Annotated in this window: 12 protein-coding genes, 1 tRNA gene, 1 other RNA gene and 1 pseudogene; 10 read left to right on the forward strand and 5 right to left on the reverse strand. The window is 60.2% G+C overall.

What is annotated here, in order from left to right; genetic code table 11:
- Positions 1–17 precede the first annotated feature (17 nt).
- Genes HCR76_RS11905 through narI form a run of 4 tightly spaced genes read left to right on the forward strand, consistent with a single transcriptional unit; the run spans position 18 to position 6,869 of the window.
- The gene (locus HCR76_RS11905; protein WP_166990641.1) at positions 18–3,785 is read left to right on the forward strand and encodes a nitrate reductase subunit alpha; all 3,768 of its coding nucleotides are present in this window, start codon (positions 18–20) and stop codon (positions 3,783–3,785) included.
- Positions 3,785–5,434 (forward strand): nitrate reductase subunit beta, encoded by a 1,650-nt coding sequence (gene narH, locus HCR76_RS11910; RefSeq protein WP_166990644.1) that lies wholly within the window; start codon positions 3,785–3,787, stop codon positions 5,432–5,434. Before HCR76_RS11905 ends, narH begins: the two co-directional genes overlap by 1 nt.
- Positions 5,431–6,111 (forward strand): nitrate reductase molybdenum cofactor assembly chaperone, encoded by a 681-nt coding sequence (gene narJ, locus HCR76_RS11915; RefSeq protein ID WP_166990647.1) that lies wholly within the window; start codon positions 5,431–5,433, stop codon positions 6,109–6,111. The genes narH and narJ overlap by 4 nt, the downstream gene beginning before the upstream one ends.
- On the forward strand, positions 6,108–6,869 hold the full coding sequence (gene narI / locus HCR76_RS11920) for a respiratory nitrate reductase subunit gamma (protein WP_166990650.1): 762 nt from the start codon (positions 6,108–6,110) through the stop codon (positions 6,867–6,869). Before narJ ends, narI begins: the two co-directional genes overlap by 4 nt.
- Before the next feature lie 292 nt (positions 6,870–7,161).
- Here the strand turns inward: narI and ffs are convergent.
- Positions 7,162–7,258, reverse strand: an RNA gene (gene ffs / locus HCR76_RS11925) — signal recognition particle sRNA small type.
- A 108-nt stretch (positions 7,259–7,366) separates the two neighbouring features.
- Here ffs and HCR76_RS11930 point away from each other — a divergent pair.
- Positions 7,367–7,454: transfer RNA gene (locus HCR76_RS11930), tRNA-Ser, on the forward strand.
- An 85-nt stretch (positions 7,455–7,539) separates the two neighbouring features.
- On the opposite strand, the gene HCR76_RS11935 is transcribed toward HCR76_RS11930, so the two are convergent.
- On the reverse strand, positions 7,540–8,325 hold the full coding sequence (locus HCR76_RS11935; protein WP_166990652.1) for an SDR family NAD(P)-dependent oxidoreductase: 786 nt from the start codon (positions 8,323–8,325) through the stop codon (positions 7,540–7,542).
- A gap of 130 nt (positions 8,326–8,455) precedes the next feature.
- On the opposite strand from HCR76_RS11935, the gene HCR76_RS11940 reads away from it, so the two are divergent.
- Together HCR76_RS11940 and HCR76_RS11945 are read left to right on the forward strand one after the other, a co-directional pair.
- On the forward strand, positions 8,456–9,184 hold the full coding sequence (locus tag HCR76_RS11940; RefSeq protein ID WP_166990656.1) for an SDR family oxidoreductase: 729 nt from the start codon (positions 8,456–8,458) through the stop codon (positions 9,182–9,184).
- A 101-nt stretch (positions 9,185–9,285) separates the two neighbouring features.
- Positions 9,286–9,951 (forward strand): FadR/GntR family transcriptional regulator, encoded by a 666-nt coding sequence (locus HCR76_RS11945; RefSeq protein ID WP_166990659.1) that lies wholly within the window; start codon positions 9,286–9,288, stop codon positions 9,949–9,951.
- Here HCR76_RS11945 and HCR76_RS11950 read toward each other — a convergent pair.
- The 3 genes and pseudogenes from HCR76_RS11950 to HCR76_RS11955 form a co-directional block, all read right to left on the reverse strand.
- Complete coding sequence (locus HCR76_RS11950) at positions 9,930–10,547, reverse strand: IclR family transcriptional regulator (RefSeq protein ID WP_244971386.1); 618 nt, start codon at positions 10,545–10,547, stop codon at positions 9,930–9,932. The genes HCR76_RS11945 and HCR76_RS11950 overlap by 22 nt on opposite strands.
- A gap of 42 nt (positions 10,548–10,589) precedes the next feature.
- A pseudogene (locus HCR76_RS17705) lies at positions 10,590–10,802 on the reverse strand (helix-turn-helix domain-containing protein); the annotation flags it as partial.
- Positions 10,803–10,869: 67 nt separating this feature from the next.
- Positions 10,870–12,303, reverse strand: coding sequence for a sulfatase family protein (locus tag HCR76_RS11955; protein WP_166990665.1), 1,434 nt, complete (start codon positions 12,301–12,303; stop codon positions 10,870–10,872).
- A gap of 139 nt (positions 12,304–12,442) precedes the next feature.
- Between HCR76_RS11955 and HCR76_RS11960 the strand changes: the two genes are divergently transcribed.
- The 3 genes from HCR76_RS11960 (at position 12,443) to HCR76_RS11970 (ending at position 15,592) form a co-directional block, all read left to right on the forward strand.
- The gene (locus HCR76_RS11960; RefSeq protein WP_166990668.1) at positions 12,443–13,477 is read left to right on the forward strand and encodes a tripartite tricarboxylate transporter substrate binding protein; all 1,035 of its coding nucleotides are present in this window, start codon (positions 12,443–12,445) and stop codon (positions 13,475–13,477) included.
- A 33-nt stretch (positions 13,478–13,510) separates the two neighbouring features.
- Positions 13,511–14,005, forward strand: coding sequence for a tripartite tricarboxylate transporter TctB family protein (locus tag HCR76_RS11965; protein ID WP_166990671.1), 495 nt, complete (start codon positions 13,511–13,513; stop codon positions 14,003–14,005).
- Between the two features lie 90 nt (positions 14,006–14,095).
- Complete coding sequence (locus HCR76_RS11970) at positions 14,096–15,592, forward strand: tripartite tricarboxylate transporter permease (RefSeq protein ID WP_166991699.1); 1,497 nt, start codon at positions 14,096–14,098, stop codon at positions 15,590–15,592.
- Positions 15,593–15,611: the final 19 nt, after the last annotated feature.

Here is a 15,611-nt window from a genome sequence, read left to right on the forward strand (position 1 = left end):
TGAAAGGTCAGGTCCCCATGGCGAAGCGCACACCCACGGCACCCAGCCGAACTGACAGCGGAGCTCGTACTGACGGTCCGCTCGCTGACTCGCTCGTGAACCTCGGCCGCTACCTGCGCCCGGGCGAGGTGTCAGACGACCTGCGTTCGGTGTATCTGAGGGGCGGGCGCGCCGGAGACTCCTTTTACCGCGATCGCTGGTCGCACGACAAGGTCGTCCGATCGACCCACGGCGTCAACTGCACGGGATCTTGCTCGTGGAAGGTGTATGTGAAAGACGGCATCATCACGTGGGAGACCCAGCAGACCGACTACCCGTCCGTCGGCCCCGACTCCCCAGAGTATGAGCCCAGAGGATGCCCCCGCGGCGCAGCGTTCAGCTGGTATACGTACTCGCCCACCCGCGTGCGCTACCCGTACGTGCGCGGAGTGCTGCTGCAGATGTACCGGCAGGCCAAGCAGCGCCTCGGTGACCCGGTCGCCGCGTGGGAGGAGATCACGAGCGACCCCGAGAAGGCACGCGCGTACAAGCGGGCTCGCGGCAAGGGCGGACTCGTGCGAGCCGATTGGGAAGAGGCTGCCGAGATTATCGCCGCAGCCCACGTGCACACGATCAAGAAGTACGGGCCCGATCGGGTGGCCGGGTTCTCACCGATCCCCGCGATGAGCATGGTCTCCCACGGCGTCGGCGCCCGCTTCGTCAACCTCATCGGCGGCACAATGCAGTCGTTCTACGACTGGTACGCCGATCTACCCGTCGCCAGCCCGCAGGTGTTCGGCGACCAGACGGATGTTCCCGAATCCGCCGACTGGTTCAACGCCGCCTACCTCATGATGTGGGGCTCTAACGTTCCCGTCACCCGCACGCCCGACGCGCATTTCATGACGGAGGCACGCTATCGCGGGCAGAAGGTGATCACCGTCTCGCCCGACTACGCAGACAACTCGAAGTTCGCCGATGAATGGCTCGCACCGCACCCCGGAACCGACGGGGCGCTGGCCATGGCCATGGGGCATGTGATTCTGAAGGAGTTCTTCGTCGACCGCGAGACTCCGCGATTCAACGACTACCTCAAGCGCTTCGCCGATGCTCCGTACCTTGTTGCCCTGCAGAAACGGGGCGACGCCTGGGTTCCGGGCAAATTCGTGACGGCCTCCGATCTCGGCGGTCAGGATGCCGCCACGGCCAACCCCGCGTTCAAGACAGTTCTGCTCGATCAGAGCGGCTCCCCCGTCGTTCCCAACGGCTCACTCGGGCACCGCTTCAGCGACGCCGACACGGGAAGCTGGAACCTCGACCTCGGCGACGTCGATCCGCTGCTGTCGATCATGCACTCTCCCGCGTGGTCGGGTCAGACTGCCGCGATCGATCTGCCGCGCTTCGACATCACGCCGGGCGAAGGGGACGAGCACACGGGCGGAACTGGCGTCATTCGGCGCGGCGTGCCGACGGCATCCGTCGCCGGTCAAACGGTGACAACCGTGTTCGATCTGCTGCTTGCGCAATACGGTGTCGGCCGGGACGGCCTTCCCGGAACCTGGCCTTCCGGGTACGACGATCCGACGACGCCGGGCACCCCCGCGTGGCAGGAAGAGATCACCTCGGTGAACGCCGAGCAGGTCGCCCGTATCGGCCGTGAGTTCGCCGACAACGCCGAGCGCAGCAATGGCCGCTCCATGATCATCATGGGCGCCGGCACGAACCACTGGTTCCACTCCGACACCATCTACAGAACCTTCCTCACCCTCACCACGATCACCGGATGCCAGGGCGTCAACGGGGGCGGATGGGCGCACTACGTCGGTCAAGAGAAAGTGCGGCCGCTCACCGGGTACAACCAGTACCAGCTTGCCGCCGACTGGGTACGCCCCGCACGCAACATGATCGGCACCGCATTCTGGTACCTCGCCACCGACCAGTGGCGCTACGACGGTCTGCCCGCCGATCAGCTCGCCTCGCCGCTCGCGAACGGCACGTTTGCCAATCGCACGACGGCCGACTGCATGGTGGAGTCCGCGAAACGCGGGTGGATGCCGAGCTATCCCACCTTCAACAGAAACCCGCTCGACATCGTCGATGAGGCCAGAGCGCGGGGCGTCGAGCCCCAGCAGTACGTGGTCGACAGTCTGAAGGACGGCAGCCTGAGCTTCGCATGCGAAGACCCCGACAGCCCCGAGAACTTTCCCCGTGTTCTCAGCATCTGGCGCGGCAACATCCTCGGCTCGTCGGGAAAGGGAAATGAGTACTTTCTCAAGCATCTCTTGGGAACGGATGCCGCGGTACGCGCTCCCGAGGCGGAGGGCGACCGTCGGCCCCGAACCATGCAGTGGCATGACGAAGCGCCCGAGGGCAAACTCGATCTGCTCTTCACCGCCGACTTCCGCATGACGAGCACAACATTGTTTTCTGACGTCGTGCTGCCCGCAGCAACGTGGTACGAGAAGCACGACCTCTCGTCTACCGACATGCACCCGTTCGTTCACTCGTTCAACCCTGCGATTCAGCCGCCGTGGCAGACACGCACCGACTTCGACATCTTCCACACGCTCGCGAAGAAAATGAGCGACATGGCGACGACCCATCTGGGCGTGCGCGAAGACCTCGTCGCTGCACCGCTCATGCACGACACAGCCGACGCGATGGCCACGCCAAACGGCACCGTCACCGACGATGCGCCGCTCGTGCCCGGTGTGACAATGCCGAAGCTCATTGTGGTCGAACGTGACTATTCGAAGCTCGCTGAGCAGATGGGCTCCCTCGGGCCGCTCACGGCAAAGCTCGGCATGCAGACGAAGGGCATCACCTACGACCCGACACCGGAGATTGAGAAGCTCGGGCGCGTTAACGGGCTGGTGCAGACTGGCCCGTACGCGGGCAGCGTACGCCTCGACAGTGACGTGCGCGCGTGCGAGATGGTGCTGGCGTTCTCGGGAACGACAAATGGCAGACTCGCGTTGCAGGGCTTCGAGAAGCTCGGTGCGCACACGGGTCAGTCCAGCCTTGAGGAGCTCGCGGCGGGAACGGAAGAGACACGCATCACGTTCCCCGATGTGCAGTCGCGGCCGGTTGCCGTCGTCACCTCGCCCGAGTGGTCAGGCTCCGAGCACGGCGGCCGTCGCTACACAGCTTTCGCAGTGAACGTCGAGCATAAGAAGCCGTGGCACACACTCACGGGGCGAATGCACTTCTACCTCGATCACGACTGGATGCTCGAACTCGGCGAAGCGTTGCCGATCTACCGTCCGCCACTCGACCTCTACCGGCTTTACGGCGATTCGCAGGTCGGTTCGACGGCGGCGACAGGTGCCCCTGGCTCACACGGGAGGGCCGAGGTCGCCGTGCGCTACCTGACGCCGCACTCCAAGTGGTCGATTCACTCCGAGTACCAGGACAACCTGTTCATGCTCTCGCTCAGCCGCGGAGGCCCCACCATCTGGATGTCGCCGCAGGACGCCGACAAGATCGGTGTGCGCGACAACGAGTGGATCGAGTCGTACAACCGCAATGGTGTCGTCGTCGCCCGAGCCATCGTGTCGCACCGGATGCCGGAGGGCACGGTGTTCATGTACCACGCAAAGGACCGCACGGTAGATGTGCCGAAAACCGAGACGAGCGGCATGCGCGGCGGCATCCACAATTCACTAACGCGTGTTCTGCTCAAACCGAGCCATCTCATCGGCGGCTACGCCCAGCTCTCTTTTGCATTCAACTATCTCGGACCAACAGGAAACCAGCGAGACGAGGTGACGGTGATTCGCCGTCGCAGCCAGGAGGTCGAATACTGATGCGTGTCATGGCTCAGATGTCCATGGTGATGAATATCGACAAATGCATTGGGTGCCACACCTGCTCGGTGACGTGCAAGCAGGCGTGGACAAACCGAACAGGCGTCGAGTACGTGTGGTTCAACAATGTCGAGACGAAACCCGGCGTCGGCTACCCGCGCGGTTACGAAGATCAGGAGAAGTGGGGCGGCGGCTGGGTGCGCACAAAACGCGGCAGGCTCAAGCTGCGGTCGGGTGGCCGCATCCAAAAACTCGCGAACATCTTCTACAACCCGAAGCTGCCTGAGATCGAGGACTACTACGAGCCGTGGACGTATGACTACGACATGCTTCTGAACGCTCCCGCGGGCGAACACACTCCCGTAGCGAAGCCGAAGTCGCTGCTGACCGGCGACGACATGAAGATTGGCTGGTCGGCCAACTGGGACGACAATCTCGGCGGCTCGCCCGAGACGGTGCAGGAAGATCCCATCCTCAAGCACATGAGCGACCACGTCGCCATGGAATTCGAGCAGTCGTTCATGTTCTACCTTCCGCGTATCTGCGAGCACTGCCTCAATCCGTCGTGCGTTGCGTCATGCCCGTCGGGCGCCATGTACAAACGCAGTGAAGACGGCATCGTTCTCGTCGACCAAGACCAGTGCCGCGGCTGGCGCATGTGCGTGTCTGGATGCCCATATAAGAAGGTGTATTTCAACCACAAGACTGGCAAAGCGGAGAAGTGCACTCTGTGCTACCCGCGCCTCGAGGTGGGCCTGCCGACGGTATGCAGCGAAACCTGCGTCGGCCGTCTGCGCTACCTCGGCCTTGTGCTGTACGACGCTGACAAGGTGCTTGAGGCGGCGAGTGTTGAAGACGAAAAGGATCTGCTCGAGGCGCAACGCGACGTCATTCTCGACCCGCACGATCCCGCGGTCATCGAGGCAGCGCGTGCCGAAGATATTCCCGAAGACTGGATCGAGGCAGCGCAGAACAGCCCGATCTACAAACTCATCAATGAGTACCGCGTCGCTCTTCCGCTGCACCCGGAATACCGCACGATGCCGATGGTCTGGTACATCCCGCCGCTTTCGCCTGTTGTCGACGTCGTCGCCGGCAGCGGCAACGACGGTGAAGACGCGAACAACCTGTTCGCCGCGATCGACCAGCTTCGCATTCCCATGGAGTACCTCGCCGGGCTGTTCAGCGCCGGCGATCTTGGCCCGGTGACGGAGTCGCTGCAGAAGCTCGCCGCCATGCGCTCGTATATGCGCGGCATCAACCTCGACGAGGGGCGCGATGAGTCGATCGCCGAGGCCGTGGGCATGACAGGCGCCGAGGTCGAGAAGATGTACCGTCTACTGGCGATCGCGAAGTACGAGGAGCGCTACGTCATTCCCCAGGCGCACTCCGAACAAGCACGTGAGCTCGACGAGCTTGCCTGTTCGCTCGACTACGACGGCGGGCCAGGCATGGGCGGCGCCGGTCCCCTTGGACTCTCGAGCGGACACGGCCCGGAACCTGTTGCCGTCGAGAATTTCCATGTGCTGAAGGATCGGCAGACTGCCGACCGCCCGTCCTCTCCGGGCCGTGTGAACCTGCTCAACTGGGACGGCAACGGCCGCCCCGAGGGCATGTTTCCGCCGGCCAAGACGAAAGACGAGAAATGAGTCCCGTCAAACCATTGCCTCAACCCGTTGCGCCCGTGGCGCTCACGCCAGACCAACGGCGAATCGCCCACATGGCGGCATCCATTCTGCTTGATTATCCCGATGCACAAAGACGCGCGGCGTGGCCCGCCGTCGCCGACGCCGTGACGAGCCTTCCCCTGGTGATTGAGGAGCACTTTCACCGTTTTCTGAATGCAATGGCGGATGCTGGCGCCGAAGCACTGGAGCAGAATTTCGTCGCCACGTTCGACCTCAAGCGCAAGTGCGCCATGTACCTCACGTACTACGCAGCCGGCGACACGCGCAAACGGGGAATGGCGCTCGTGCGCTTCATTGAGGCATACCGGGCTGCCGGGTGTGAGCCCAGCGATGAAGAGCTGCCCGATTATCTTCCCGCTGTGCTCGAATTCTCGGCGGCGAGCGCGTCGCCCGTCGCCATCGACCTGCTGGCAGCTCACCGTGACGGCATCGAGGTTCTGCGCGCGGCACTCACTGCGATGCAGAGCCCATACCTGCACCTCATCGAGGCGGTGGCGGCCTCACTGCCTGAGATCGACGACGCCACGCGCGAGCGTTACCTGAGTCTCGTGAACGACGGCCCACCGACCGAGCTCGTCGGCCTGACTTTCCTTGGCGATCTGAAGCCTTACTCCGCGCGCGAGGAGGTAGGGGCATGAACGCCCTCGACTTCGCACTGTGGGTTGCCCTGCCGTACGCGGGAATCGCCGTGTTCATCGTGGGGCACATCTGGCGTTTTCGTTATGACCAATTCGGCTGGACCAGTCGTTCGAGCGAGGTCTACGAAACCCGACTGCTGAGGCTGGGCTCCCCGATGTTCCATTTCGGCGCGTTGCTGGTGCTCGGTGGGCACATCGTCGGGCTTCTGATTCCTCGGGAGTGGCTCTACGCGATCGGCATCGACGAGCACATGTACCACTGGGGTGCGACGGTGCTCGGCACTGCCGCGGCTGCCCTGCTCGTCTCCGGGCTGGCGATTCTGATCTTCCGGCGCCGCACGGTGGGTACCGTGTTTCTCGCCACCACCGTGATGGACAAGATCATGTACGTGTTCCTGTCGCTCACCATCGCGATCGGTACGGCGGCCACGATCGCCCATCAGATCATCGGTGGCGGGTACAACTATCGCGAGACGATCTCGCCGTGGGTGCGCAGCATCCTGCTGTTCCAGCCGGATCCGTCGCTCATGATCGACGCGCCACTGCTCTTCCAACTGCACGCCGTGAGTGCCACACTGTTGTTCATCCTATGGCCGTTTACCCGCCTGGTGCACGTGTTCTCTGCACCGATCGGCTATCTGTTCCGACCGTACATCGTGTATCGCTCACGCGACGAGCACCGTGGATCGCGGTCGATCCGCCGCGGCTGGGAGGGATCGAATTTGCCCGAGAAGACGCCACAGCAGAAGCGTTTCTAACCCATAAGGGTCGGGTGCGCCACGCAGGCTGGCTACGCCGCAGACACCGTATTGCTACTGGTGCGGCCACTCCGTGATGTCACGCGAGCGACATCGGATTCGGCAGCGGCCTCTATGACCTCGAATGACCACGCGGCCCCCAGCACGAGCCGACGAGACGAGTGAGGCGGATGCTGATCGGCATCCGTGCCGGCACTCCCGGTCGCGCTCCCGACGCTGCACTGCCGTGCCTCGTCAGTCCTTTCGTGACCATCACACATGAACGTGAGTATAGCTCACCTTTAGGGGTAAAAATAGTGACCCCTCGCGCACCCGCCAGAGCCCGGTTACCCTTGCTACGTTTCCGTCCTGGGGGATTTGGCCTGGATGGCGCCACGCGAGGAGCCAGCATCCATTGTACAGACTGAAACCGTGCCGTCGAACCGGTGCAGCTCCGCCGTGGTCGGCACCATTGCCAGGTCTCAGGTAAGATAACCAAGGCCGCTTTTCGCGGCCATGGAGAATTCGCCTAGTGGCCTATGGCGCACGCTTGGAAAGCGTGTTGGGTTAACGCCCTCGGGGGTTCGAATCCCCCATTCTCCGCCAATTTTTGACCATGAACAGCATGTTTCAACTGATACGTCAGACGCGTCGATCCGCTTGCGGATAGCCAGGTCGGCACCCAGTCAGCTCAACGCTCGTTGTAAGCCCGGCTTGGCGCTTGTGTGCTGAATTTTCCGCCGCTAACATCTGTCAGCGTCCCGGTGATGTAACCGGCGAAGTCGCTAGCAAGAAAACACAGAAGATCTGCAATGTCATCGGTCTCGCCCCACCGGCGCACGGTAAGCATGTCCAGGCGTTTCGACTGCTCACCCTCGGGCAGGTCCGCAAGGCCGTTCATGGCCGTCGGGATCATGCCTGGAGCATACGAGTTCACTGTAATTCCCCACGGGCCAAGCTCACCAGCCAAAGTTCGCGAGAACTGAACGACCGCGGCCTTTGACGCGGCGTATGCTGACGCACCGATGCTTGGCATAATCGCCGCAAACGATGCAGCGTTGATGATGCGACCATAGTTCTGCTTCTTCATCGCGGGCGCAACCGCCTTGCACGTGTTGAAGACACCGCGCACGTTGATGTCAAAGCACCGATCCCAGACGTCACGGTCGAGGTCCTCCACAAGCCCCACGGCATTTACCCCGGCATTGTTGATGAGTACGTCGATTCGGCCGTGCGCGGCAATAATGCCGTCGACAACCTCCTGAACAGCTTCGGTATCGCGAACGTCACAGACAACACCAGCGTCGTTCCACCCCTCGCTGGGGAAATCCGCCGCAAGCGCGCGCAATCCCTCGTGATTCACATCGAGTGGAATGACAGTGGCACCTTCGGCTTTGAATCGCCTCGCTATCTCTCGTCCGATACCTGTTGCAGCCCCTGTTACGACAACGACCTTGCCCGTGAAATCAATCTGCATGAGAAACACTGCTCCTTCTATCGACGTCCATGTGACGACGTTTAACTCTTACTTAAAATCGGCCACGTTGAGATAAAAGCATACTTTATGTCATCATGGTGAAACTACGAGAGAAAGCAGGACAATGCATATGGAAGCGTCGCCACCGCTCTTGTGGGTCACGGGTGCGGGAAGCGGAATGGGGCGAGCCATTGCCCTGGCTGCGGCCGAGCGCGGATACAAGGTTGCACTTTCTGGACGCCGCTCCGACTCGCTCAATGATGTTGCACGGGATATCTCTGATCGAGGAGGAACGGGCTTGGTGGTCACGATGGATACCTCGAACCATGAAAGCGTCACGCGTGCGCACTCGACGATTGAGAACGAATGGGGCACCGTGACGCACGTTGCGCTGTCGGCTGGTCTCAATAGCGTGCAGCGTTACTGGCACAATCAATCAATGCAAGATTTTTCGTCGGTGGTGCAGACAAATCTCATGGGAGCAACTCTCGTGGTCGACACGGTGCTCCCGAGCATGCGACAGATCGGTCACGGCACAATCGTCTTCATCTCTTCCGTCGCCGGCTGGCGGTTCGCGAAAGATGCCGGTGTCGCATATAGCGCGAGCAAAACGGCGCTCAGCTCCCTGTCCAAAACGCTCAACGACGAGCTGAACAGAGACGGAATTCGCGCATGCCATCTGTGCCCCGGAGTCGTCGATACAGACTTTCTCTCGCTCAGACCGAATGTGCCAGGCAAGGAGGAGCGGGCGGCAATGCTCACCCCGGACGACATAGCGATGGCCGTACAGTTCGTCCTCGACGCGCCCAAGCACATTTGCCTGAACGAGTTGGTGATCACACCTGTGAGCGCCGCATGACTCGAGGAGAAGCCCCAGTAAGCGGGCGAGTATCCCCTTCAGATCTTCGACGATCGCTTTTCCCAAACGGCCCGGCTGAGGCCAGCGCTGCGCAATCCTACGTGCACGTCCACGACCTGCTCGGGATGGCGATCTGCGATGGTCGCCTCGCTGAAAACGCCGTGATCACAGTCGAAGACCTTGAAGCCGCCACTGGTATCTCGAGAAGTGTTGTTCGGGAATCTGCTCGAGTGCTCGGATCGCTTGGCCTCCTGCGCGCGAGAAAGCGTGTGGGTCTACGGATCTTGCCAGAGAGCGAATGGAACGTCTTTGATCCCCAGATCATTCGTTGGCGACTCGAATCCTCTGAACGAGCCCGACAGATTCGAGAGCTGATCGAAGTTCGACTGGCTGTTGAGCCCGATGCAGCGCGACTCGCTAGCGAGGTTGGATCGGCCGAGCTAGCTGGGCAGATCATCAGTGTTGCGGGTGCACTGTGGACGTGCGCCGTCGAAGGCGACGCTGACGCGTTCTCGCGCAATGACGCGCTTTTCCACAGACTCATCCTCGAAGCTTCCGGCAACTCGATGTTCCTCAGGTTGTCCGGTGTGATTCGCGAAAGCCTGCACGAGCGCAATATGAGTATCCTCGGCGAAAGCCACGCGAGCATGGTGGATGTTGGACTTCATCTCGACCTCGCTCGTCATGTGCAACGCAGGCAAGGGGAAGATGCCGCACAGGTCACACGCGAAATTATTCGTCGCACTCAGGCAGACGAAGCCGGATAGACACCAGCTGACCCTTCACGCGTGGCTGTCGCCCTGTTCGAGAGGACCTGGAGGGGGTTGACGAGGCGGACGCGAAGCTCGAGAAGCTCGTCGTGGAGTGCGTGGCGTGTCTCGTCGTCTGTTGTCGCGCCGACAAACGAAACGCCCAGCCCGAGTGAAGCTTGACCCACCCTTCCAGATGGAAGACTCACGGCAATACCGTGCACTCCAGGGAGCACAGCGCCGTCTTCCACGGCATATCCTCGCTCGCGAACGAGCGCGAGCTTCCCCTGCAGATCCTCCAGATTCCGGGTACTCAGCCCCGTCCACGCGGGGAACGCGTCAGCTACGCTGAAGCGTCGTTCCACCTCGTCTATCGAGAGCTCCGCGAGGAGTGCATTCCCTACAGCCGTCGATGCCGCAGGAAACCGATCGCCGATACTCGCCGAAAGACGCAGCGGCGCTCGCCCCTCATGGCGCGCCAAGTACAGAACATCAGTTCCATCGAGTACCGCCACCTTGACAAGCTCGTGGCGCATATGCGGAAGCTCTGCGCACGCAGCGTAGAAATCACGAAGCTGGTCATAGTTGGACAGGTACGCTCCGCCGAGCTCCACCGTACGTCTCCCTAGCTCGTACCCCTCGGGTACGCGCGCGATGAGTCGACTCTCTTCCAGCTCTCTGCAAAGATTTGACGTTGTCGATTTTGCAGAGGAGATGGCCTCTGCGATCTCCGTCAGATTCTTGCCGCCCGTCGACTCTGCAAGAAAATTTAGGATCGAAATCGCTTTAGAAAGCGCGGGCACTACCGATCGCGAAGAGGAAGCTTCTTTCACAACGCCCTTTCCAACAGTTGATATGTGGTTCAGCATCCTGACCTCATTACAACATTGTGGCACCTGATGCTCGTTATCGACGCCACAGTCGATGCCGAATCCGTCACCGGAACGCCTTCGGCCAGGTGGAGGTCTTGAGCTCGCTCTCTGCCCGCCACCGGGAGATCACCGTACTGAGTTTGGATCGCGTCGCCAGATACGTCGGATCGTCCCACAGGTTCACCTCTTCGTTTGGATCTGCATGCAGATCGAAGAGCTGACCATAGTCGTCATCGATGAACTCCACGAGCTTGAACTGATCGTCACGAACCATCGTCATCAGTTCCGTACCGAAGAGAATGACATCGCGAGCATGTTCTGAGAACACTGCGCCCCTGCCTTGCCAGGCTTCGCCTCGCAATGCCGGCGCGAGTGACTCAGCTTCCATCCACGCTGGCGGCACAAGCCCTGCGAGTTCGAGAACAGTTGGACCCAGATCCATGTGAGCGACAAGTCCGTCGAGAACTTGTCCGGGTGCCACAGTGGGGCCCCACACGATTGCAGGGACGCGAACACTCGGTTCGTACATCGTCCATTTCTGCGAATGCCCATGGTCGTTCAGGCAGTCTCCATGGTCTGAGGTGAAGACGATGACTGTATCGTCGAGAACCCCACGCCTGTCAAGCGCATCAATGACGATTCCGACTTGTTCGTCGATCATCGAGACATTGGCCATATAGTGCCGTCGCTGTCTCTGCGTCTGCTCATCTGTGGGGTGCTCAAGGTGGACGATTCCGTCGTGATCGATGTCGAGGTGATCCTGCCGAAGCTCCTTAAGAGCGTGAGGTTGGCTCTCAATGTCGGCCTGTGTCATAGCAGGTTCCGGCATCCGCTCATTTTCATACGCATCAAGGTGACGAGGGGTCGGGTCGTACGGTGGGTGCGGTCCGGGGAATCCAATCTGAAGAAAAAAGGGCTCGTCGCCCGGATACGTGTCAAGCCAGTGCACGGCGAACCCGCCGACGAAATTGTCTGCGTGAAGATCTTCAGGAGCTTCCCAAACGAACGCACCAAGGCGATCCTTATAGTCGGACATTGCACGATACTTTGTTCTGCGGTCAGGCTTGGTGAGCCCTCGCGCCATAAACGCTTTATCCCACTGATCCAAAAAGAACGGAAGCTTGGGGTTCGAACGATCCTTGTTCTCCACAACATGTCGCTCGTGGAACCCCACCGACGTTTCATAGGGGTAGGTATGCATCTTGCCGACATTCACGCATCGATACCCAGCCTCGGCAAGCTGCTCAACCCACGAATGATTCCATGGATCATCGTTCCTCAGCACCCCAGTCGTATGCGGGTACAAACCGGTGAAGAGACTGGCCCTGGATGGCGCGCACGACGGCGACGTTACATAGGTGCGCGTGAACGCGGTACCTTCTTTCACCAGCCGATCTAGGTTAGGTGTTTTCGCATGCGAGTATCCGAGTGCCGCGATGGTATCGAACCGCTGCTGGTCGGTGATGATGAAGACTACGTTCGGTCGTCCGTGCGTCATTTCTCTACACTTCCTCGTCGAAGACCAATATCGCTGAACACTATTCAGCATACTGGATATGAATTCAAGTTGGCTTGATATTGCGGCTTTCATTCGCTAATGTTCAGTACTCAGAACAGCATTCAGGTCAGGAGCTTCGATGATGAAGAGCATTTCCCGTAGTTATGGCTCGCGATACGCAGCAGGAGCCAATGCGCCAATTTCACGGCAGGTGCGTAAAAAGGCCGGTGCAGCATTCGCAGCGTTTGCCTTGGTCAGTGTGCTTGCCGGCTGCACATCAGGTTCGGGAGGCGCATCAGATTCCGGTTGCGACCAAATCGACCTGATCGTCCCGTACTCCCCCGGCGGAAGCTCTGACACCGCAGGTCGCTCACTCGCGAAGATTGCCGAAGACGAATCCGGGATTACCGTGAACGTGATCAACCAACCGGGAGCCAACGGCACCACGGCCGCGACCAAGGTTGCGCAGAAGAAGCCGAAGGCCTGCGAGACCATCATGCTTCCGAACGGTCCTTTCACGTCGATGCCGTTCTTCCAGGACGTGCAGTTCACACCGGAGGACTTTGCAGCCGTAGCATCCCTTAACCAGGAAGACATCGTTTTCGTCGTGAACTCCGGAAGCGGATGGACGTCACTCGACGATCTGGCATCGGAGAAATCGCATCGCTTCACCTACGGCACAACAGGCGGTGGCAGCTATACCCAACTGGCTCAAGCCCAGACCTTCGACGAGCTGGGGCTAGACGCGACAGGGGTGCCCTTTGAGGGAAACGCTCCCGCGCTCACTGCGCTTCTTGGAAACCAAGTTGACGCCGTCGCTGCCCACCCAGGCGAAGTTCTCCAGTATGTCGAATCGGGCGATCTTACGGCCGTCGCGGTCTTCAGCGAGGAACGCTCTCAGTATCTTAAGGACGTCCCAACAGCACTTGAGCAAGACGTCGATGTCAATATGTCGATCTGGAAGGGTCTCTACGTCAATGACGAACTCGATGAGTCCGCACTGACAGAGCTGACAGACGTTTTCGAGAAGGCCGCTGCGTCTGATGAGTTCTTGGAGACTCTCGATTCGCTCTATTCTGCTCGGGCAGCGACGAGAACTGGCGACATGATCTCGCAGCTCACCAAGGAACGGAAAACAAACGAAACTCTGTTTGAAGATCTGGGGCTGCTCTAACCAATGTCTGACCGTAGCGAGCAAGGGGAGGACATGACTTCATCAAGCGAGAACACAAGCCACGTGCTCGACTCTGAGCAGCCCGCCCAGACGCGCGCCGGGGAAATTCCTCGTCGTCTTGCTGTGACAATCGGTTTCATCATTCTCGGGGCGGGCGCGTGTGCCTGGACTGTTTCGATAGGAATCGGAACACCGGACGCGCCCGGCCCCGGATTCTGGCCCTTCGTGCTCGGCCTCAGCATCATTGCAGCAGCAATCGTCTTCATGGTGGTGAACCGGGACGGCAAAGGTGAGCACTTCAGTCTCGACTCGCTCACCGGCATCGGTCTCATCGGCGCAGTGGCCGTATTCATCGTGCTCATGACGCACGTTCATTTCATCGTCGCGTCGGCATTCCTCCTCACGATCGGGCAGATTCTCGCGGGCGAGCGGAGCTGGATCAAAATCACCGCAGTGACAGTCATCACTTCAGCCGCTTGTTGGTTCCTCTTCTTCATCTTGCTTGGCGTTCCAACACCGCGTGTGTGACATGCGTTCCACATAATAAGTTCTGAGGTCTTCGTGCTCGACTCAATTCTCATCGGTCTTCAAACGGCATTAACTCTAGAGAACCTACTCATGGTCCTGATTGGAGTACTTGCCGGGAATCTCATTGGTGTTCTGCCCGGCCTTGGTTCGGCAGGAACTATCGCACTGCTCCTTCCAATCACGTACGCCCTGCCTCCCGAATCGGCAATCATTATGCTGGCCGGGATCTTCTACGGCTCCGCGTACGGCGGAACAATCACGTCGGTGCTCCTGAAGATTCCTGGAGAAGCGACCACGATCGTGACGACCTTCGATGGTCACGCGATGGCGAAGAAGGGCCAGGGTGGTGTGGCGCTGGGCATTTCGGCCATCGGTTCCTTTATCGGAGGAACCATTGCCATTATCGGCCTTCTGTTTCTCGCGGCTCCGTTTGCAAAGCTGGCTCTGCAGTTCGGACCACCCGAATACGCACTTCTCGCATTTGCCGGCATCATTCTCGTTTCCTACCTCACCAATGGTGCCTTTCTGCGCGGAGCTCTCGTGGCTGGACTCGGCCTTCTTCTTGCGACGATCGGGCAAGACCCCGTGACCGGAGCGAACCGTTTCACATTCGGCGTCCCCGACCTCGCCAGCGGTATTTCGTTCGCCGCTGTCGCCATGGGGCTCTTCGGAATCGGAGAACTCATCTCGAGCGTCGAGGCGTCGAAAGGCAAACCACAGACCGCGCTAGGCTACGGGCGCGTGCTGCCGAACCGCGCGGAGTTGCGGGCATCGAGCGGGCCAATCGCCAGAGGGTCGATTCTCGGATTCTTGCTCGGAGTGCTTCCTGGCGGAGGCGCCACAATTGCATCAATGGCGTCGTACGGGCTCGAGAAACGACTCGGTAAAGATCGCAGCCGGTTCGGGCGAGGGGCGATTGAAGGCGTGGCCGGGCCCGAGACCGCGAATAACGCGGCAGCAAACTCCTCGTTCATCCCGCTGCTCAGTCTGGGGATTCCTGCAAACACCACAATGGCAGTGATCTTCGGAGCTCTTCTTCTGCAGGGCATTACTCCTGGACCGCTCCTTGTCAGCAGCCACCCTGAAGTCTTCTGGGGCGTGATCGTGTCGATGTTTATTGGCAATATTGTGCTTCTTGCCCTCAACATCCCTCTCGTGAAGTTCTTCACGCGCCTTCTCAATGCACCGATGCGCTTTCTTGCTCCGATTACGCTCGTCGTCACGCTTGTCGGTGTGTACAGCGTTAACAACACGATGTTCGATGTGTGGGTGGCCCTTGCCTTCGGAATCGTTGGCTACATCTTGAAGAAGTACGGGTTCGAACCTGCTCCTCTCGCTCTAGCATTTGTACTTGGTCCGCTTCTCGAGTCCAACTTCCGCCGAAGCCTGCTGATGTCAGACGGATCATTCACGATCTTCGCGACAAGCCCCGTTGCGCTCGTCGCCCTTGTCGCGGGCGCGATCTTCGTCGCCTTCCTCGTTATTCGTCGAGTTGCTGCACGTTCGACCTCAAAGCACTCCCCACTGCGAGGGACCGATTCAGCGTCAATCGACTCGGCGCGTCAGCCGCGCGACAAGATGGAGTAACCTCTCGCGTTTCTCCTTA

This window comes from Paramicrobacterium chengjingii, from assembly GCF_011751765.2.
Lineage (GTDB): Bacteria > Actinomycetota > Actinomycetes > Actinomycetales > Microbacteriaceae > Paramicrobacterium > Paramicrobacterium chengjingii.